The 19,343-nt window shown below is 64.0% G+C and carries 18 protein-coding genes; 16 read left to right on the top strand and 2 right to left on the bottom strand.

What is annotated here, in order from left to right:
* Positions 1–34 precede the first annotated feature (34 nt).
* From MRAB57_RS07880 to MRAB57_RS07845, 8 genes are all read left to right on the top strand, one after another.
* Positions 35–1,381, top strand: a complete 1,347-nt coding sequence (locus tag MRAB57_RS07880) for an amidohydrolase family protein (protein ID WP_077087074.1) — start codon at positions 35–37, stop codon at positions 1,379–1,381.
* A 34-nt stretch (positions 1,382–1,415) separates the two neighbouring features.
* Positions 1,416–3,773: a CaiB/BaiF CoA-transferase family protein gene (locus tag MRAB57_RS07875; RefSeq protein ID WP_077090459.1), complete on the top strand. Its 2,358-nt coding sequence runs from the start codon at positions 1,416–1,418 to the stop codon at positions 3,771–3,773.
* A 221-nt stretch (positions 3,774–3,994) separates the two neighbouring features.
* Positions 3,995–4,759 (top strand): alpha/beta fold hydrolase, encoded by a 765-nt coding sequence (locus MRAB57_RS07870; protein WP_245836077.1) that lies wholly within the window; start codon positions 3,995–3,997, stop codon positions 4,757–4,759.
* Positions 4,756–5,085 (top strand): hypothetical protein, encoded by a 330-nt coding sequence (locus MRAB57_RS07865; protein ID WP_077087072.1) that lies wholly within the window; start codon positions 4,756–4,758, stop codon positions 5,083–5,085. The genes MRAB57_RS07870 and MRAB57_RS07865 overlap by 4 nt, the downstream gene beginning before the upstream one ends.
* A gap of 41 nt (positions 5,086–5,126) precedes the next feature.
* Entirely contained in the window at positions 5,127–6,284 is a 1,158-nt protein-coding gene (locus MRAB57_RS07860) for a thiolase family protein (protein WP_077087071.1), read from the top strand.
* Positions 6,281–6,721, top strand: coding sequence for a Zn-ribbon domain-containing OB-fold protein (locus MRAB57_RS07855; protein WP_077087070.1), 441 nt, complete (start codon positions 6,281–6,283; stop codon positions 6,719–6,721). Before MRAB57_RS07860 ends, MRAB57_RS07855 begins: the two co-directional genes overlap by 4 nt.
* 41 nt (positions 6,722–6,762) lie before the next feature.
* On the top strand, positions 6,763–7,410 hold the full coding sequence (locus tag MRAB57_RS07850) for a PadR family transcriptional regulator (RefSeq protein ID WP_108637901.1): 648 nt from the start codon (positions 6,763–6,765) through the stop codon (positions 7,408–7,410).
* Positions 7,411–7,771: 361 nt separating this feature from the next.
* Positions 7,772–8,368, top strand: coding sequence for a TetR/AcrR family transcriptional regulator (locus MRAB57_RS07845; protein ID WP_245835869.1), 597 nt, complete (start codon positions 7,772–7,774; stop codon positions 8,366–8,368).
* Positions 8,369–8,374: 6 nt separating this feature from the next.
* Here the strand turns inward: MRAB57_RS07845 and MRAB57_RS07840 are convergent, their stop codons facing one another.
* Positions 8,375–9,592, bottom strand: a complete 1,218-nt coding sequence (locus tag MRAB57_RS07840) for an acyl-CoA dehydrogenase family protein (protein ID WP_077087067.1) — start codon at positions 9,590–9,592, stop codon at positions 8,375–8,377.
* A gap of 1 nt (position 9,593) precedes the next feature.
* Positions 9,594–10,751, bottom strand: a complete 1,158-nt coding sequence (locus MRAB57_RS07835; RefSeq protein WP_077087066.1) for an acyl-CoA dehydrogenase family protein — start codon at positions 10,749–10,751, stop codon at positions 9,594–9,596.
* A 369-nt stretch (positions 10,752–11,120) separates the two neighbouring features.
* Here MRAB57_RS07835 and MRAB57_RS07830 point away from each other — a divergent pair, with 369 nt between their 5' ends.
* The 8 genes from MRAB57_RS07830 to MRAB57_RS07795 are packed head-to-tail and all read left to right on the top strand — an operon-like array spanning position 11,121 to position 19,321.
* A complete protein-coding gene (locus MRAB57_RS07830) occupies positions 11,121–12,020 on the top strand; it encodes an SMP-30/gluconolactonase/LRE family protein (protein WP_077087065.1) in 900 nt (299 codons plus the stop codon).
* On the top strand, positions 12,017–12,781 hold the full coding sequence (locus tag MRAB57_RS07825) for an SDR family NAD(P)-dependent oxidoreductase (RefSeq protein ID WP_077087064.1): 765 nt from the start codon (positions 12,017–12,019) through the stop codon (positions 12,779–12,781). The genes MRAB57_RS07830 and MRAB57_RS07825 overlap by 4 nt, the downstream gene beginning before the upstream one ends.
* The gene (locus MRAB57_RS07820; RefSeq protein WP_083743333.1) at positions 12,763–14,019 is read left to right on the top strand and encodes an amidohydrolase family protein; all 1,257 of its coding nucleotides are present in this window, start codon (positions 12,763–12,765) and stop codon (positions 14,017–14,019) included. The genes MRAB57_RS07825 and MRAB57_RS07820 overlap by 19 nt, the downstream gene beginning before the upstream one ends.
* A 41-nt stretch (positions 14,020–14,060) precedes the next feature.
* Positions 14,061–15,173 (top strand): LLM class flavin-dependent oxidoreductase, encoded by a 1,113-nt coding sequence (locus tag MRAB57_RS07815; protein ID WP_077087063.1) that lies wholly within the window; start codon positions 14,061–14,063, stop codon positions 15,171–15,173.
* Between the two features lie 21 nt (positions 15,174–15,194).
* On the top strand, positions 15,195–16,412 hold the full coding sequence (locus MRAB57_RS07810) for a CaiB/BaiF CoA transferase family protein (RefSeq protein WP_077087062.1): 1,218 nt from the start codon (positions 15,195–15,197) through the stop codon (positions 16,410–16,412).
* Complete coding sequence (locus MRAB57_RS07805) at positions 16,402–17,649, top strand: CaiB/BaiF CoA transferase family protein (protein ID WP_077087061.1); 1,248 nt, start codon at positions 16,402–16,404, stop codon at positions 17,647–17,649. The genes MRAB57_RS07810 and MRAB57_RS07805 overlap by 11 nt, the downstream gene beginning before the upstream one ends.
* A complete protein-coding gene (locus MRAB57_RS07800) occupies positions 17,646–18,539 on the top strand; it encodes an enoyl-CoA hydratase (protein ID WP_077087060.1) in 894 nt (297 codons plus the stop codon). The genes MRAB57_RS07805 and MRAB57_RS07800 overlap by 4 nt, the downstream gene beginning before the upstream one ends.
* The gene (locus tag MRAB57_RS07795; protein ID WP_083743331.1) at positions 18,536–19,321 is read left to right on the top strand and encodes an SDR family NAD(P)-dependent oxidoreductase; all 786 of its coding nucleotides are present in this window, start codon (positions 18,536–18,538) and stop codon (positions 19,319–19,321) included. Before MRAB57_RS07800 ends, MRAB57_RS07795 begins: the two co-directional genes overlap by 4 nt.
* Positions 19,322–19,343 lie beyond the last annotated feature (22 nt).

Raw genomic sequence — 19,343 nt, 5'->3', positions numbered from 1 at the left:
CTCATCGCGTCATAAGCACGATCGAGGAGGCGCAATGGATGCCGACGACCTGATCCTGATCAGCGTGGATGACCACATCGCCGAGCCCGCCGACATGTTCGAAGCGCACGTGCCTGCGGCGTTCAAGGAGTATGCGCCGCGGGTAGTCGTCGAAGAGAACGGCAAGGAACAGTGGTACTACGGCGATCTGCGCGGTCGCAATCTGGGACTCAACGCCGTCGCCGGAAAGCCGCGCGACATGTACAACATCGATGCCTCACGCTACGACGAGATGCGCCCCGGCTGCTTCAACGTCGATGAACGCGTCCGTGACATGAATGCCGGCGGGCTGCTGGCCGGTCTGAACTTCCCCAACTGGACTGGGTTCTCCGGTCAAGTCCTCAACCAAGGCCCAGACCGCGATGTCAATCTAGTGATGATCAAGGCTTATAACGACTGGCACGTAGACGAGTGGTGCGGCGCCTATCCTGGGCGGTTTATTCCGTGCGGCATCCTGCCGCTCTTCGACGTTGAAGAGGCGGTAAAAGAGATCAAGCGCTTGGCGGACAAGGGATGTCACGCCGTGACATTCTCGGAGAATCCGGAAGCGCTCCAGATGCCGAGTATCCACACCGACCACTGGTATCCGATGTTCGCGGCCGCGTGCGATAACAACACCGTGCTCTGCACCCACGTCGGTTCGTCATCGAGAACGCCTATGTTTTCCCTTGATGCCCCGCCATCGGTGATGATGACTGGCTCGTCGATTTCAAGCATGTACACGCTCATCGAACTGATCTGGGCCGAGTTCTGGACGGACTTCCCCGATTTGAGGTTCTCGTTGACCGAGGGCGATATCGGCTGGATCCCCTACTTCCTTTGGCGCAGTGAGCATGTGCTCAACCGACATTCGGGCTGGACGCAGCCGAAATTTCCGACGGGATACGACGGGCCGACAGATGTCTTCAGACGTCACATCTACACCTGTTTCATCAGTGACAAAGTGGGCGTGAAGAACATGGACTGGTTCAACGAGGACATGCTGTGCTGGGAATCAGACTTTCCGCACTCCGACAGCAACTGGCCGTTCGGTCCCGAGGACATCATCGAGACGATGGGACACCTCGACGATTCGGTGATCAACAAGATCACCCATGAGAACGCGATGAAGGCGTACTCGTTCGACCCCTTCAAATTCATCCCGAAGGACAACGCCCGCGCCGGCCACCTTCGATCGCAAGCCATAGACGTCGACGTCGTGACGCACGTGGGACGCAAGGCCGGCGCAGAAGACCGCGAGCTCTGGTCGCAGATGCAGCAGGCCTTTGCCCAAGCACGCGAGGGTGCACTCAAGGCCGAAGCACCGGGTATCGCCAAGCGCGCGAACGTCCTTGGCAACTGAGGTGGGCGCCGCGAGCGCGCGCGCTGACCCGCAGATGCCGTTTTCTGGTCTGAGGGTCATCGAGCAGGCGTCTGGCATAGCTGCGGCCTACTGCGGAAAAATGCTCGCCGATGCCGGTGCCGAGGTGGTCAAGGTCGAGCCGACCGATGGCGATCCGATGCGCCACTGGCGATTTCGTGGCGACCCAGAAGCCGCTCAAGGTGTGCTGTTTAGCTACCTCGCTGCGGGAAAGAGGTCGGTATCGGCCGCCTCCGCGACGGACCTCTTCGAAGCCGCGGACGTCGTCATCACCGACCTCTCTGACGGGTCGACCCTGAGCGAGGTGGCAGAGCGAACCGCGCGGCCTTCGGCGGTGATCGTGGCGGTGACACCGTTCGGGTGCCGCGGTCCCCTCAGCGATACCAAAGCTCCCGTCAATGAGTTTGTGTTGCAGGCGATGTGCGGATCCACGGGCAGCCGCGGCTGGCCCGGAGAGGAACCGCTACAGGCGGGCGGCCGCATCGGTGAGTGGGTGGCGGGGTCTTTTGCCGCCGTCGCGGCCGCGGCGTGTGCCCGTCATGCCCGCCGCACCGGCAGGGGTGAGGTCGTTGACGTCTCCATCTATGAGTCGATGGTGATTTCGATGGGGTCTTTGGGGGCGATGGCGCACAGCGTGCTCGGTGACGACGCACCGGTCGGCGGACGAAGTATCGAACTGCCGTCGATTGTGCCGACGGCCGACGGCCTGGTGGGCTTCTGCACGATCACAGCGCAGCAGTTTCAGGACTTCCTGATCCTCATCGACCGCCCCGAACTCCTCGATGACGCGGAGCTGGCGTCCTTCGCCGGCCGCGTCCGTCGACGCGAGGAGTTCTTGTCGGCCGTGCACGAGTGGGCGGCAGCTCAGAAGACCCAGGACATCATCGAACTTGCCTCGGCGTTGCGGATTCCCGTAGCCGCGATCACGACGCCGGATTCGGTGAGCACGGTCGATCACTTCGTCGAGCGGGGAGTTTTCGCGGTGGCACCCGATGGTGCGGTCCATCCCCGCGTTCCCTACCGGAGCCCGGCAATCGCCACCAGAGCTCCGATGCCCGCTCCTGAGCTGGGCGCCGATTCGGATCGGATATGCTGGGAGTCAAGACATTCCGCCAACGGGACGGCACCGTCGAGCGATCGGCCGCCGCTCCCGCTCTCCGATGTCAGGATCCTGGATTTAACGGCGTTCTGGGCAGGGCCCGTCGCCACTTCGGTGCTCGCGGCCCTGGGTGCCGACGTCATCAAAGTCGAAGGTGTACGCCGTCCGGACGGCATGCGGTTCGCCAACGGCCGGCCACCGTCTTGGGGGCAGTGGTGGGAATGGGGGCCGGTCTATCTGTGCAGCAACACCAACAAGCAGGCTCTGAGCCTGGAGCTCACCCACCCCAGGGGTCGAACGCTCGCGCTCGACCTCATCGGGCACAGCGACCTGATCATCGAGAACTTCTCACCCCGGGTGCTGGCGCACTTCGGGCTGGAATGGGACGTGGTCCATGCCGTGAATTCCGCGACTTCGATGGTCCGGATGCCCGCGTTCGGACTCGATGGTCCTTGGCGTGACCGAGTGGGGTTCGCGCAGACGATGGAACAAGCCAGCGGGATGGCGTGGATGACCGGACCGAGGGACGGTCCACCGATCGTGCCCCGCGGACCGTGCGACCCCATCGCGGGATTGCACGCGGCGTTCGCGGCCATCGCCGCGCTCGAGGTTCGCGATCGCACCGGCGCTGGAATTCACGTCGAATCGACGATGGTCGAAGCGGCGATCAACGTCGCAGCCGAAGCCCTCATCGAAGCGTCGCGCGGCGGCGCAACACCGAGCCGCGACGGCAACCGCGGGTCAGGCTCGTGCCCCCAGGGAGTCTTTCCCTGCGCGGAGGACGATTCGTGGGTCGCCATCGCGGTACTACGCGACGCCGACTGGCCTGCGTTCGCGATCGCGATCGGCCAACCCGGGCTTGCCGCCGACCCGTCACTGAGTGATGAGTTCTCCCGGCGCGCCCGCGCCGACGAACTTGACACGGCCATCACGGCGTGGACTGTGCAGCGTGCCGCTGCCCACATTGTCGACGAGCTCCGCGCGATCGGCGTCGGTGTGGCAAGGGTGATCGAACCGTGCGAGTTGCTCAGCGACAACCAGCTCGACGCTGTCGGATTTTGGGAAGTCGTCGATCATCCGGTTGCGGGTCGATTCAAGACCACCGGAATGCCGTTCACGTTCGCCGGGCGCGCCAGGAAGTGGATCAGGACACCGGCGCCGACATACGGTCAACACAATGAGGACGTGCTGGTAGGAGTGTTGGGCACGTCCACCACTGAACTTCAACACTTGACGGCCATCGGCGTGGTCAGTGACCGTCCGGCGGGCCTATGAGCACGCGCCGACACCCAGATGTGCGACCGTCATTGCGCACCTTGCGACTCGACTCCTTCGCCACCCGATGGGAGCGGCTGCTCAGCGCAGCACAGCGGCACGCAGTTCCTGACCACGAGGATCTCGTCCTGCCCGCTGAGGGAATGGTCCGTCGAGGGTCGGGGCCCGCACTGCATTACTTGGAGTGGCCCGGCTGGGCCGCAGATGCGCCGGTCGTGCTGATGCTGCACGGCGGCGGACTGCACGCCCACACCTTTGATCTGACAGCTAACTTGCTGCGTTGTCGTGCGCGCTGCCTCGCCGTCGACCTCCGCGGGCACGGCGAGAGCGACTGGGTTGAGCCAACCAGCTACGGCTCGGATGCAATCTGCGAGGATATCGATGCGGTCATCGCCGCGCTGGAGCTCGAAGACGTTGTCGTGGTTGGCCATTCGCTGGGCGGAATGGGCGCGATGGTATGGGCCGGACGCCGCCCCGCGGCGCTGAGCGGCCTAGTCATCGTCGACGTGGCACCCGAAATGGACGCTGCGGGAATCGGTTCGGTCGGCGCCTTCGTCACCACCCCGCAGAGCTTCGTCGATCTCGAGGAAGTGCAAGCCCACCTTGCCGCAGATTCTCCCACCATTGCTCCGCGCGTTGACGGCGTCGCGGCCAACCTGCGATGGGGCGACGACGGCCGCCTGACCTACAAGTACGACAGCAGCCAATTCATGGCAATGAAACTGGAACTACGCGACGATCTACGTCGCATCGTCCGCCAGATCGTCTGTCCGACACGTATTCTGCGCGGGGAACGGAGCAACGTGACAAGCGAGACCGCCGCTGCTGAACTCGCCGGGCTGATCCCAGGCGCGACGTGGACGACGATCCCCGACGCCGGCCACACTATCCAGTCCAGCAATCCGGTCGCTCTCGCTGCGCACATAGTGAAGTTCCTCGACGAAATCACACCGACCAGCGCGCCGCCGCCACAGGCACCTCAGTGAGCATCACGCTGTGCGTACCGCCGCACGCGGGCGAGTTGTGCGTGTTGATTCATTTCCTACTTCGGCGAGATTCCACCAGCATGGAACTGCCGTCCAGACACCGCATCAACGGTGTGGTCTGGGACGGCGACGAACAGACCATTGCCCTGCTGGTCGAAATCGCCGACCCCGCGACATCGCGACCGATCGACGTCCGCATCGACGTCCTGCCCGCTGGCGATCCAAAACCGGGTGGACGCACACGACTAATAGGTCAGGTAGAGCGCCGCGGCGAACACCTTCGCGTCTACGGCACCTACCTGGGTGTGGTCGCCGATGAGAACTGAGCGCGCAGTGTCATCAACCACGATCGGCGGCTGAAGCCGACATGGCATCACGACCTCGAGCCGTCATCGCCGGTGTGTACAACACCACCCAGGCCAGGCAATTAGATGGTGCAACATCACGCAGCCTGAGTGTCGAAGCAATTCTGGGCGCGCTTGCCGATGCCGAACTGGGTCTCGACGACGTTGACGGCATCAGCGCCGGCGAGCTCAGTACTGAACTGATCTACGACCTGCGGCTCGGACCTGCGTGGCATGGGAGCGGTTTCGGGCTGGGCATGATCGTGGAGGCCGTCGCTGCCATCGAATACGGTCTCGCCGACGTCGTGGTCGTGGTCGCCGCGCAAGCGGGTGCGTACCGTAATCACAGCTCGACCGCTCCGTGGACGAAACCGGAGAACGAATTCATCATCCCCTGGGGCATGTTCACCGCGGCCGAGTTCGCACTCGTCGCGCGGCGACATATGGCGGTATACGGGACCACCAGGCATCAGTTGTCGATCGTGGCCTCGACGATTCGCAACAACGGGTCACTCAATCCCGGGGCGGTCTACTTCGGGCGCGGCCCGTTCCAGCCCGCCGACGTCGAAGCCTCACCAATGATCGCCGACCCCTTCCACCTGTTGGACTGCGCGATGACCTCCGAAGGAGGTTGCGCCCTCGTCATCGCCAACGCCGACCGCATTGACGCGTCGATCGCGCCCGTTCACCTACTCGGTGCGGGAGCAGACTTTTTCGGCCCGTCCTACAAGGTGCCACCGGCCTGGGACTTGGTTGGGCGACGAGGCGACGACGTCAATGGGATGGTCGGTCGCCGCGCCGCCGACCGAGCGTTCCGACACGCTGGTCTCGAGCGTGACGACGTCGACGTGCTTGAACTCTATGATCCGTTTTCCTTCGAGGTCATCCGTCAGCTCGAAGCTTTTGGATTCTGTGGCGACGGGGAGGGTGGGCCGTTCGTCGAGGACGGTCGCATTGCGCTGACAGGCAGCCATCCGGTCACCACCGACGGCGGGCTGCTCTCCTATAGCCATGCCGGGGTCAACCCACAGATGTTGCAGCGGGCGATCCGCGCGGTCGAACAGATCCGCCGTAGGGCCGGGGACCTGCAGGTTCGCGATGCGCGTGTCGCACTGTGCAGCAACGGCGGCTCAGGAGCGCTCTTTACGACCGTGTTGCTGTTGGGAGATGAGCCGTCATGACATCTGGCGCACCAAACACCCTGCCGCCCCAAAGCGGAGCCGTGCCGCATGCTGATGCGACGACGCTGACAACGCCGTTCTGGCAGGGTTGTGCAGTCGGCGAACTCCGCTTTCAACGCTGCACCGACTGCAACCACCCAAACTTTCCGCCGACCGAGCACTGCCGCATGTGCGCGTCGTTCAACCAGGTGTGGGAACGCAGCACCGGCCGCGGACGGCTCTACAGCTGGACAGTCGTAAATCGGCCAGTGACACCGGCATTCGTACCTCCCTACGCTCCTGCCATCGTCACCCTCGACGAGGGATACCAAATGATCAGCAACGTCATCGGTGTCGGCGTCGATGCCCTGCGCATCGATCTCGAATTGCGGGTCGAATTTCACCGCGTCGGTGACGACGCTCTCTGGTTGCCCTATTTCACCGGTGCTCGGCCATGACCGCCCTGCCCCTACGACGACGGAGCAAGCGGTCCGGTCCCGTGGACTCGCCGGCGAAAAACTCCGACCTGCCCGTCACTGCCTATCTGGTTCTCGGAATCCTCGCGGCCTATGACGAGCAGCTCACCGCAGGAGAGATCAAGACCCGCGCAGAGTTCTCGGTCGGCCACTTCTACTGGTCACCGTCGGTCAGCCACATCCGTCGTGAGCTGACCAAGCTGCTGGATCGCGGGCACGTCACGTCGCACGCGGCTGAGCTAGGTGCGCGCTCTGTCACCCTCTTCGAAGCGACACCAGCGGGCGAACATGCGCTGCGCGAGTGGGTCAAGTCTTTCCCGGGAAGTGAGCAGGTGATGGTCAAGCATCCGGTCATCCTGAAGGCGTGGCTCGCCACCGAGTCCGACGTCACCGACGTAGTGGAGGCACTGCAGGCTCATCTGAGTACGACGCGGCGTCAGTTAGACGATCTGATCTGGGCGCAGCGGCGCAGCGAAGAGGTTGGGGTGAGCGACGATTCGGAACTCCGATTCGCCCGAGCCGTGCTGAATTACTCGATTCGCGGACTCTACGACGAAATGTCCAACATCGCTCAACTCCACGACGAGATCTCACGCGGAACCGAGGCCGATCCCGCTCGGCGGGTACACCGGACCAAAGGAACCGTGCGCCGCCGCCGCCACGGCCAGTGAGCTCCCGCTTGGGCAACCTGCGACACAAAATGGTGGATGCAATAACATTGCGGCAGGCAGGGAACCCGCGCAGCGGTTTTGCCAGGCACACGCACCTGGCTTGGGAGCTTGATTCGCGAATCTGACGAAGGGGTGTCGTGGTCGGTCCGGCGTCCTTGTCTCTCATGAAAACGTCCGTGAAGCGCCATGAACGGGTCGGCGTCTACTGGATCTCGCGCACTCTTCGCGCAGGCGCCGAGCAGATGTTTGGTGATCATGGGTTGACATCATGACTACCGCCTCACGAGATCGACCATCACCAGGTCGGCAGAGCAGGCAAAGCGAGCGTGCTCAGGTCCGCGCCGATCGCACGCGGATCCTGATGATCGAGGAGACCATCAAGTGCATCCGCGAAGAGGGGTTCGCTGCGGCCAGCACGCGCCACATCGTGGAGCGGGCGGGGGTTTCGTGGGGCGTCATTCAGTATCACTTTGGTGATCGCGACGGGCTGCTCACCGCGGTCATCGACTACGGGTTCGACACGTTGGTGGAGTCGTTGAACGAACTCGCCGACACCGCCGAAGGTGTGACGGACGCACGATCCCGAGCCGAAACACTTTCGGCCGCAGCGTGGCAGGTGTTCTCAACCCCCACCGCGATGGGGGCGCTGGAGATTCTTATTGCGACCCGCGCGATGCGAGGCACGATGGACGGCAAAAAATTCCACGGTCTGCAGACCGCGCTCGCTCGCATCGCCAGTCTGATCGACGACTCAACGCCGCACGCGGAATCGATAGCCACATTGCTGTGGGCCGGTCCGGTCGGCATGATGGTGGCCCGCATAGTGACCCCGGGGCTACGCGCCCAATCAGGTCAGGACGCGCTGGCCGACCTTATCGCCGATCACCTCTCCGCCCGCGCTGCCCCCGCATCGAAAAAAGTCCGGGGCACTTCGCGCAAACCGCGAAAGGGTGCCTGACAGCCCCTACGATCCCTCGCCTGCGGGTGCGCGACGCCGAAGTGACTCGCGGAACGAAACGTCGCGATCGACAACCGGTTCGCGGGGCAACCCGAGCAGCTTTTCACCGACGGTATTGCGCTGCATCTCGTTGCTGCCACCGGCGACTGACATCACCATGGCATTCAGCCAGGACGAACCGATCGGTCCGTTCTCAGAGCCGTCATCCCATGTGATCGCGGCGGAACCACACAGCTCGACCGCGATCTCAGCGCGCCGATGCTCCTTGAGGCCCGAACTCAGCTTGAGCAGTGACCCCCACGGGCCGCTCAGGGTGCCGGTCGTGTAACCCGATGACACCCGCTTACTGAGCTGATTGTGTACCACGGCGTTGCTGTACGCCTGCGCCAGCAGGTCTTCTTCACGTTCAGTGAGAGGGGTTCCGCGAAGGCATACCGCCGCTATGAGGTCGTCGACAGAAACGGACTCCTTCGTCTTCGCGCGCAGGCCAACGGAGTAGCCGACACCACCGGAGAAGTTGCGTTCGTGAAACAACAGCCGCTGCGCGACCGACCACCCGTCATTGAGCGCACCGATGAGAGCATCTGCGGGCAGCGCGACATCGCTGAAGTACTCCTGGTAGAACTCGGTGTCGCAGCCGTCGGACTTCGCGATCACCTGAATGCTCACCCCCGGTGCCTGTAGTGGCATCGCGAACACGGATAGTCCGCGATGCTTGGGCCGATCGAAGTCGGTGCGGGCCAGGCAGAATCCGTAGTCGGCGACCGCCGCGTCGGTGCTCCATACCTTCGACCCATTGATGATCCAGCGGTCGCCGTCCCGATCTGCCCTGGTGAGCGATCCGGCGAGATCCGAACCGGCGCCGGGTTCAGACAGCAACTGGATCCACTTCTCCTCACCTCGAAAAATTTTGGGAAGATGCTCGGCCAGGACCCCCGGTGATGCGCAGTCCAGAAGCGTCGGCGCGATCATGCCGAGGGAGACGCCCAGGCCCGTCGGCAGCCGATAAGGAGCCGCCTCCTCGTAAAAGACCTCCTGGTGGCCCGGGGTCAGTCCGCGACCGCCGTATTCCACCGGGTAGGGCAGCCCGGCGTAGCCGCCGTCAGCGATCTTCGCCTGCAGTACGCGGTCCTCTGCATCTGTCGGCTTGGGCAGTCCCGCCTTGAGCTCCAAGTTGGCCGACAACCATTCGCGCACCTGGCGCCGGAATTGATCGAGGTTCATGTCAGTGGAAATCCCAAGCCCCCACACCGTCGCTGACGTGCAAAAGCCGGGCGATATGCGCCCGGTGCTGTTCAGGTGTACCCAGCAGCGCCCGGTTGGTGGTGACCCGGCGCAGATAAAGGTGGGCGTCGTGCTCCCAGGTCAGACCGATGCCCCCGAACATCTGCGTGCATTCCTGAACGATGCGGATCGAGCGATCGCCGACATAGGATTTGGCCACGCTGACCAGCAATTCGGCTTCGTCGGAATCTTCTGACACCGCGTCGACGGCGGCGTCTGCGGTGCCCTTGCAGCTCTCAACCCAGAGCGTGACATCGGCGATCCGGTGCTTGAGCGCCTGGAAACCACCGATAGGGCGGCCGAATGCGTGCCGCGTGTGCGCATAATCGAGCAGCAGTCCGCAGAGGTGGTCGACCGCCCCGACGGTTTCGGCGAGCTGCAGGCAGGTCGCAAGGCGGCGCGCATCCTCGGCGACCTTTGACGACGGCGCACCGGCGGATAACAGCGCATCAGCGCCCACCCGCACATTGTCCAGGCGCACATCGCCGAACTCGCGTAGCAGGTCCAACCCCCGCTTTTGCGTGACGTCGACGCCCGCGGCATCGATAGGCACCAAAACCAGACCGACGCCGTCGTCGACCTGACATGCCACAACCAGCACGTCAGCGGTCGCGGCGTCGGGGACGTTGACTTTGCTGCCGGTCAGGACGAGGTCGTCGCCTTCTCGCCGAGCGCTGGTTGCTATCGCGTCGAGGTTCCATATTCCTGCGGGCTCCTCGAGCGCAAACGCGGCGATACGGCTGCCGTCCAGTACGCCGCGCAAGGTCGGGTCGGCGTCGGGTGCGGCATCGCCGAGAGCCCGTACCGCGACACTGCATCCCGGCAGCGCCGACGGCGCCAGCGCCCGGCCGGCGATCTCGCTAACGATCGCCGCGTCGACGACCGGCGCCCCGGACACCGAACCGTAGTCGTCGCAGGACTCCGGGGCGAAGATGCCCGACCACCCGAGGCCCGCACACGTGCGCCACCACTGACGGTAGTCCTGGCCGGCAGCATTGCGCATCCATGCGCGCAGGGCGGTAGGCGGTAGCTCCTTGGCCAGGAAGCTTTGAGTCGTGTCGACGAGGAACCGCTGCTCCTCGCTCAGTTCGAACCTCACCGAAGCGTCTCCGCGCCATCAGTAGTCCGCGGCAGCTGTCTAAAGGGCGCCAGAGGCCACACCGACCAGGCGGCCAGCGACCGGGCCTTCAGCAGTGCGAACAGTGCGTTCGGATAGCAGGTGGTGAGCACCGGGACCGTTCCTGGTGTCGTGCCGAACCTGGTGATCTTGACCAGATTTGGACGGACGTTGGCTTTATTCAGATCGCCATATTATAGTACATGCAATGACAATCTGGACGCCGTTGCCATGCTGGCGCACGGCGGCCACGCCGGAATTAATCAGGCTCTTTTGATTGCCGTTGGGACATCGGCACGCGCGCAGTCCAGTGGTGCGCACAAATGTTGAGGCAGGAGGCGCGCCGCGATCATGGCGATCAAGCCGTCGAGCGCAACCTCAACGCAGCTGCCTGGGGCGACCGACGAAATCCGCGTCGGCGCGGAACGCATTCTGGCCGATGGATTGGGATTTCTGGAGGGGCCCCGCTGGCACAGAGGGGAGCTGTGGTTCTCCGACTTCTACTCGCGCCGTGTGTCATCGGTCAACCTCGCCGGCGTACTGACCACTCGCTACTACGTGCCGGGTCAACCTTCTGGGCTCGCGCCGCTGCCGAACGGCGACGTCCTTATCGCGTCCGCGCACAACGGGCGATTGTTGCGGGGATCGGCGGAAGGGGCGCTGCAAACGGTGGCCGACATCGGCGCGTCCTTCCGCGGCGCACTCAACGACCTCGTGGCCGATACCCACGGGAGGGCCTATGTATCGACGCTGCCCGACTTGACCGGTGTCAGGCCCGGCGACGTCCTGCGCTGTCCGATCATCCTTGTGGACGAGCACGGCGAGACACGCGTGGTGGCCGATGACCTGCGTGTCCCCAATGGGATGGTCATCACCGCCGACGGGCGCACGTTGATCGCGGCCGAAACTCAGGGATGCCGGTTGGTCAAGTTCGACGTCGCCCCGGACGGATCCCTCGGTGCCCCAGAGGTATTCGCCGAACTTGGCGGGCGAAAGCCCGACGGCATCGCGCTGGATCCCGGGGGAGCGGTCTGGGTGTGCTGCCCGTTCACCTCGGAGTTTCTCCTCATAGCCGAGGACGGCGCGATTCTCGCCTCGACGTCCACTCCCGGCTCCTGGGCGGTGGCGTGTGCGGTGGGCGGCGAGCGCGGGGACACCCTGTTCGTGGTTACCGCAAAGGTCACCGTCGAGGACTTACACGCCGGCAGAGGTACGGGCGCGGTGCGGGCCTACCGAATCGAGCGGCAGTGACTGTCGAACCGGCGTACGACTTCTCCGGATTGGGTTTCGAGCCGGGTCAGGCCGCGGTGGTGTCGGGAGCAGCCAGTGGTATCGGGCGTTCGGTGGCCGGGATTTTGGCCCGGAGCGGGGTCTCCGTGCTGGCCTGGGACATCAACGCCGACAAGTTAGAGGCCCTGGCCCAGGACCTCGCATCGGCAAAGGGGACGGTGATGTGTCGTCGCGTCGACACCTCAGTCGATGCAGAAATTGACCGGGCGTGGCAGGACGTCGCCGGCATGGAGATTCAGTACCTCGTCAATAACGCGGGGCCACCAAGTACCACGCCGATGTCGGTGTCTGATGGCGTGCGTCAAGCAGTCGGGGGCTACGCGGCGATGACGGAGGCGTTCCTGGGCGCCCACGCCACCGAAGCTGCAAGCGTTGTATTCACCGCATCCATCGCCGGAAACCTCAGAGTCGATGCCACACCCGACTGGTATCCGGCTGCAAAGGCCGGCGTCGTCGGCTACAGCCGCCACCTTGCGGTCAAACTTCGCGGCAGACCGCGAGTCAACGCCGTCGCGCCCGGGGGCACCGTCACCGAGCGCACCGCAGGCGCCTTCGCCGCACCGGCAAACGTCGAGCGGTTCGCCAAGTATCCGATGGGCCGCCACGGTCAGCCGTGGGAGGTCGCCACGGCGATCTGCTACCTGCTCTCGCCGGCAGCGTCTTTCATCAACGGAGTCCTCCTACCAGTAGAAGGAGCAAGCACATGGAGCAGCAACAGTTGAACACCGAAATCACCGCTGGGGCAGGCGAATTGAAGTCGCAATACCTTGAGTACAAGACGTTCACCGAGTACCCGATCTTCGATGCGGATCAGCACCTGACCGAGGGGGAGGACTGCTATACGCGTCACATCGAGGACAAGTACAAGGACCGGACATTGCGGGTCGTCGTCGAAGGCGGCAAGACGCTGTTCAAATTCGACGGCAACGCCCGCGAGAGCGACGGGCACCACGGCAAGGTGCCTCATCCCGGATCGCTCAAGGAGCTGTTGAAAGGCATCAAAAAAGGATCCGGTGAGGCCGGCACCTACCAGTGGATGGAACCGGACCCGGCTTTCGCCGACGCCGACCTCCGGCTCGAACAACTCGACAAGCAGAACATCGAGGCCTGCATGCTCTACTCGACCGGAATCGGGCTGCTGGCCGAGCACGTGCTCACCGACGACGACCTCTTCTACGCCTCGTCGTGGTCATATCTGCGCTGGCTCGAGGAAGAGTGGGGATTCGCGCGCGCGGACCGCATGTTTGTGGCTCCCATCTTCTCCATGCGCGACGTCGACCGGACCTGCGAACAGCTCGACTACTTCTTCGAACGCGGCGGCAAAGTGGTCGCGATGGTGCCCGGCCCCGCCTACGGCCGCTCGCCCGGCGACCCCTACTTCGACCGGATCTGGGGACGCATCAACGACGCCCACGCGACGGTGAGCTACCACATCAACGAAGCACCCCCCGGCTACAAGGCCGGTCGGTCCCGCGAATGGGGGGAGGAGGAAAACCCCACGTTTTTCACTCAGTCCGCCTGGCAGTGGTATTGGGCCTACGGCGACGTGCCGGCTCAAGAGACGTTCAGCCAACTCATTTACGGCAACGTGTTCAGCCGATTCCCGAATCTGAAGATCGTTTCGGCCGAACATGGGTGCGAATGGATTCCGCTGTTCGTGCGAAAGCTCGACAAGATGCGCGGAATGGGCCGCAACGGCCGCTGGATCGGTGGGCAGCTGCCCGAGCGGCCGAGCAAGATCTTCAAGCGCCACTTCCGGGTGGTGCCGTTCTGGGAAGACGACATGGCCGACGTCATCGACAAGGTCGGCGCCGAAGTTCTCCTGGGCGGCTCAGATTTCCCGCATTCGGAGGGGCTGGCCTTCCCCAGTCAGCTCGTAGACCATCTCGACATGCTTGACGCGTCTGCGCAGAAGCTGGTCATGCGCGACAACGGTCTGGCCCTTGTTGGCCGCAGCTGAGCAGGACAACAATTACTAACCCTTCGAGAGGACATAGGCATATGAAGTTCGGAATTTTCATCCTCGGCGAGAAGCCACCGATGTTGCCTGGCGACGAGGTGTATCGGCGCAACCTCGACCAGTGCCGGGCCGCCGATGACATGGGCTACGACACGATCTGGCTTGGCGAACACCACTTTTCGCCGTATGGCACGATCGCCGACCCGTTCGTCTTCGGCGCGTCGGTGGCCGCTGTGACCAAGCACGCCCGCATCGGTACAGCCGTTGTGATCCCGGCGTTCATGAACCCGATCCGCATGGCAGAGCGGGTCGCGATGGTGGACGCGATCAGCGGCGGCCGGTTCGACCTCGGCCTGGGCCGCGGCTATCAGCAGAAGGAATTCAAGAAGTTCGGCATTCCCATGGAGGAAAGCACCGAGCGCTTCATCGAATCCGTCGAGGTCATCGAGAACCTGCTCACCCACGAAAGTTATTCGTGGGAAGGAAAGTTCACCCGCGGAGAGGACATCAACATCTTCCCGCGGCCAACGCAGCAGAAGGTGCCGTTCTACATCGCGGTTCTGCGCACGGCATCAACCATCGACTGGGGGGTATCGAAGGGCTACGGCATGATGGTCGGCAACCCCTACATTCCTGACCCCGAGCTGTCGAAGAGCCTTCAGTTGCTGTATCAGGCGCACGACAAGTACGACGTCGACCGTGACGTGTCAGACACCTGGGCACTCACCACCGCATTCACCAGCAATGACGAGCAGTTCGCGCTGAACTACCCACGTGACAGCGTGCGGCTGAACATGCAGTTCCTTCAGCAGTACGCGGCACCGTTCGAGCGGGGCGAAGAGGTTCCCAAGGACTACCAGGCGTACTCGAATTGGTATGACACCATCGCATCGCGCGACATCGACCCGTACGACAAGATCCTGCAAATGCCGACCGCCTTTATCGGCAGCCCAGATTCGATCATCGAGAAAATTCGTGCCATGAACAACGAGCACGGCTGGGAGAACTTCATTCTCACCCTCAACAAGGGCGGGGCCATGGAGCAGGAGCACGTCCTGGAGGCTATGAAGATCTTCGCCGAAGAAATCATTCCTGCCGCCAAGGAGAACGCAGAAAAGGACGCGGAATCCAAGCGCGTCGATGCCAGCGCCTGACCCGATCTGCGGGCACCCTAGATGAGCGACGAATCGAGCGAGGCGGCAACCGAAGTCGACGCACCGTTGCGCGGCAAGCGGATCATCGAGGTCGGCGGGCGCATGGTCAGCTATGCCGGCCGGCTGTTGGCCGACCTGGGTGCCGATGTGATCGTGCTCGAGCGGCCCGCTGGTGAAGATTCGCGTCGTGTCCCGCCGCTGGCCACGTCGTCGTCAGGCGGCCGAGTAAGCCTCGATCACGAGTACCTGCAGCAGACCAAGCGTTCAGTGTCGGTGGACTGGACGAGCGCCCAAGCGCTGCCATTTTTAAGGCGCGTCGGCGCGAGCGCCGACGCCGTGCTGGTCACCACGCGCCCTGGTCGCGCCGTCGTCGGGTTGACTCGGGGCCCGACGCTGGACTGGGCGGCCGACGATGCGGTGGTGTGCGCAGTCACCGCCTACGGGCTGACCGGTCCGCAGCGTTGTTGGAGGTCAACACCTTTCACGGCCTTCGCCGGTAGCGGACTGATGTCTGTGACAGGACCGGTGGAGGGCCCGCCGGTGGCGATGCCCGGAGCGCACATGTTCGACCTTGCCGGGGTACGTGCGGCCTATCTGGTGCAGGCAGCGTTGCTGACCGGGCGCGATCACACAGGTGGCGTCGCCATCGATCTGTCGGTGCACGAGGCGGCGTCGTGGCAGAAGCTGACTATCGACCAGTTCGATACGTCGGGCCGAATTCCCGACCGCCGCACCAACTTCGGGCCACCGCCCGGCGGAGTGTGGCAATGCCGCGACGGCCGGGTGGACATCGCCGCGCACGCACTGCACCACTGGTCGATCTTCGTCGACGTGCTGGGCAGACCAGACGAGCTCGCCGATCCACTCTACGAGGAGCGCGCGATGCGGGTGCAGCTGTTTGACCTGTTGACCGAACTCATCACGCCGTATATGGCGCAATGGGGCGCCGCGGAATTCGTCGATCGGGCGCAGGATGCGGGGCTGCCGTGTGCGCTCAGCTTTGCTCCAGGCGAGATGGCCGATGATCCGCACATGGTCGACAGGCAGTTCTTCGTCACGGTGCCCTCGATGGCACTGGGGTCGGTGCGCGTTCCCGGTCACCCGTTCCGGTCACAGCCGCCGTTGCAGGTGCCGCGTCGCCCCGCTCGGCCCGCTGACGCCGACACCCAAACGCTGTGCAAGGAACTGGGCGTCGGCGAAGAAGAGCTGTCGAGATGGAGAGCTGCCGGTGTCGTCTGAATCTGGACCGCTCGCCGGGCTGCGCGTCATCAGTTTCGGCACGTTCGTCGTCGGCAACGTGTGCGCGACCATGTTGTCCGACTTGGGCGCGGAGGTCGCGAAGGTCGAGTCGCCGCGCCGACCGGAGGCGTTGCGCAGTTACTTCAGTCTGGATCACCCGAACATCCACGAGCCCTCCGGCATTCGAACGACCAACATGTTTGCCAGCCTCACTTCGGGCCAGCGCAGCGTCTCACTGAACATGGACGTCGAATCCGGCCGCGCCTTATTTCGTCGATTGGTCGCCGCGGTCGATGTGGTGGTGGAGAACTTCAGTCCCGGCCAGATGGACCGCTGGGGTTGCGGTTTCGAAACCCTGAGCCGGCGGCGCCCCGGGCTGGTGATGGCGTCGCTCACCGGGTACGGGCAGTCCGGTCGACGCGCGAAGTACCGTGCCTACGCATCCAACATCGCCAATTACCTTGGGCTGGCCTCAAGTTGGGCCTTCGACGGTACGCATTTCGACTTTGTCGGCGCCCACCATGCCGTGTCGGCGATCCTGGGAGCCGTGGAGTCGGTTCGTCAGGGCGGGCCGGCGGTCCATATCGACCTCGCCCAGGCCGAAACCGGTGCGGCAGTCATGGCGCCGCTGTACCTGGCGAGTATGAACGGAGGTGCGGCGTGGAGCCAGGCGCCCAACGCCGTCCCCGGATCGGCACTGTCGGGAGTGTTCTGCTGCCTCGGTGAAGACGCGTGGGTCGCGGTGGAACTCGAAGACGCCGCCGACGTCGCCGCGGCCTGCGCTCTGCTCGAAATCGAGGAGCCCGAAACGGGTGATGCGGATGCCGGCAACGAAATACGCTCTGCGCTTACCGCCTGGTGCGCCACCTTCACGCCCTACCAGGCCGTGGTCCGGCTTCAGCGCGCCGGGCTGGCCGCAGCGGTCGTGGAGAACCTCGAGGATCTGTGGCGTGATCCCCAGTTGCGCAGTCGCGGGGCTTACCGTGACGTCTTCCATCCCGATGTCGGCAGTCGGGAGCTGCCTGCCTCACCAGACCAGGTCGCACTCGGCCTGCCCCGCACGACGCGGCCCGGCGCCCGCCTAGGTGCCGACACCACCGCGATCCTTCAGGCCTGGTTGGGCTTCAGCGAGCAGGACATCGACGAGCTCGAGCATTCCGATGCGTGCTGGCATCCGCCCAAACAGCAGCACCCGACATCGCCAAACAGCCACGACAAGATCGGGATCGCCAGATGACCTACCGCTTCATCATTTACGAGACCCTCGACCAAGGAACGATCGCGCGCATCACCCTCAACCGGCCGAAGACGCGAAACGCCCAGAACCGCGGCCTGCTGGTCGAACTCGATGACGCGTTCGCCGCGGCGGAGGCCGATGACACAGTGCGCGTGGTGATCTTGGCCGCAGCCGGGTCGATCTTCTCGGCGGGCCACGACATGGGCTCGTCGGAGGCCGTGACGGAGCGCACGCCAGGACCGACACAGCACCCCACCTACGGCATCCACGGCGGCACCCGGACCGGCGCCGAACGGCGGATGCTGCAGGAGTGGCACTACTTCTTCACCAACACCCGCAGATGGCGTGACCTGCGCAAGATCACGGTCGCTCAGGTCAACGGAACTGTCTTCGCCGCCGGCCTGATGTTGATGTGGTCATGCGACCTCATCGTCGCCGCCGACGACGTCACCTTCGCCGACGTCGTCGGAACACGGCTCGGCATGTGTGGTGTCGAATACTTCGCGCATCCATGGGAGTTCGGTCCACGCAAGACCAAAGAACTCATGCTCACCGGTGATTCGATGGACGTCGACGAGGCCCACCGGCTCGGCATGGTGTCCAAGGTGTTCCCGACCGAGCAACTGGCCGATAAGACCATGGAGTTCGCGCGCCGGATCGCCAAGACCCCAACGATGGCGGCCTTGTTGATCAAGGAGTCGGTGAACCAGACCGTCGACAACATGGGATTCCACAATTCGCTCAACGCTTGCTTCTCGATGCATCAACTCAACCACTCGCATTGGGCGGAGGTGCATGACGATGCGTTGGCAGTCGCCAAGCCCGAGGACGGCATTGAGGACTGGCGGACGGCCACCCCGACGATGATTGCCCAAAAGGACCTGCCATGACCCCGCCCCTGCGCCCACACGAAAGCATGGCCATCAAGGATTACGACGCCCTTGCGGGCCTGACGATCATGGTGACGGGCGCCGCGCGCTCGCTCGGCGCGGCGTTCTCCGATTACTTCGAGGATCGCGGTGCCGCCGTGTGGCGCACCGACATCGACGCCAGTGAGGGCGTACACCGCTTGGACGTCACCTCACGCCTGGAGTGGGAAACCTCAGTCAAAGAGGCGCTTGCCGAGCACGGGCGCATCGATGGATTGGTCAACAACGCCGGCGTGTTCTACGGACAACGCGATTTCTGGGACGAGGCCGACGAAGAGCTCGACCACATGATCAACGTCAACCTCAAGGGGACCTGGGTGGGTACCCAGATCGTCAGCAAGCGCATGGCAGAGGGCGGGCACCCCGGCAGCATCGTGAACCTGTCGTCGACGTCAGGGGTGATGGCGACCAAAGGGTACGCCGGGTACGGTACGACCCGGTGGGCCGTGCGTGGGTTCACTAAGCTCGCCGCGGGTGATCTTGCCGCACACCAGATTCGGGTCAATTCTCTTCACCCGCACGGGGTCAAAGGCACCGGGATGATTCTTGCCTCCGCGGCGGCGGCGGGCATGACCGAAGAACAGGTGGAGCGCTTAGGCACCGACAGCCCCATGGGTCGGATGGGCACCACCGATGACATGGGTGCGATCGCAACCTTCCTGCTGTCCTCGGCGGCCAGCTTCATCACAGGACGAGAGTTCGTGGTGGACGGGGGGGTCACGTTGTCCAGCAACAGTTCGTGATCGGCTCGACCAGAACAACATT

Origin of the sequence: Mycobacterium rhizamassiliense (genome assembly GCF_900157375.1) — a bacterium.
Taxonomy (GTDB): Bacteria; Actinomycetota; Actinomycetes; order Mycobacteriales; family Mycobacteriaceae; genus Mycobacterium; species Mycobacterium rhizamassiliense.
Note: the sequence above shows the minus strand (reverse complement) of the source record. Positions and strands in the feature narration are given on the sequence as shown.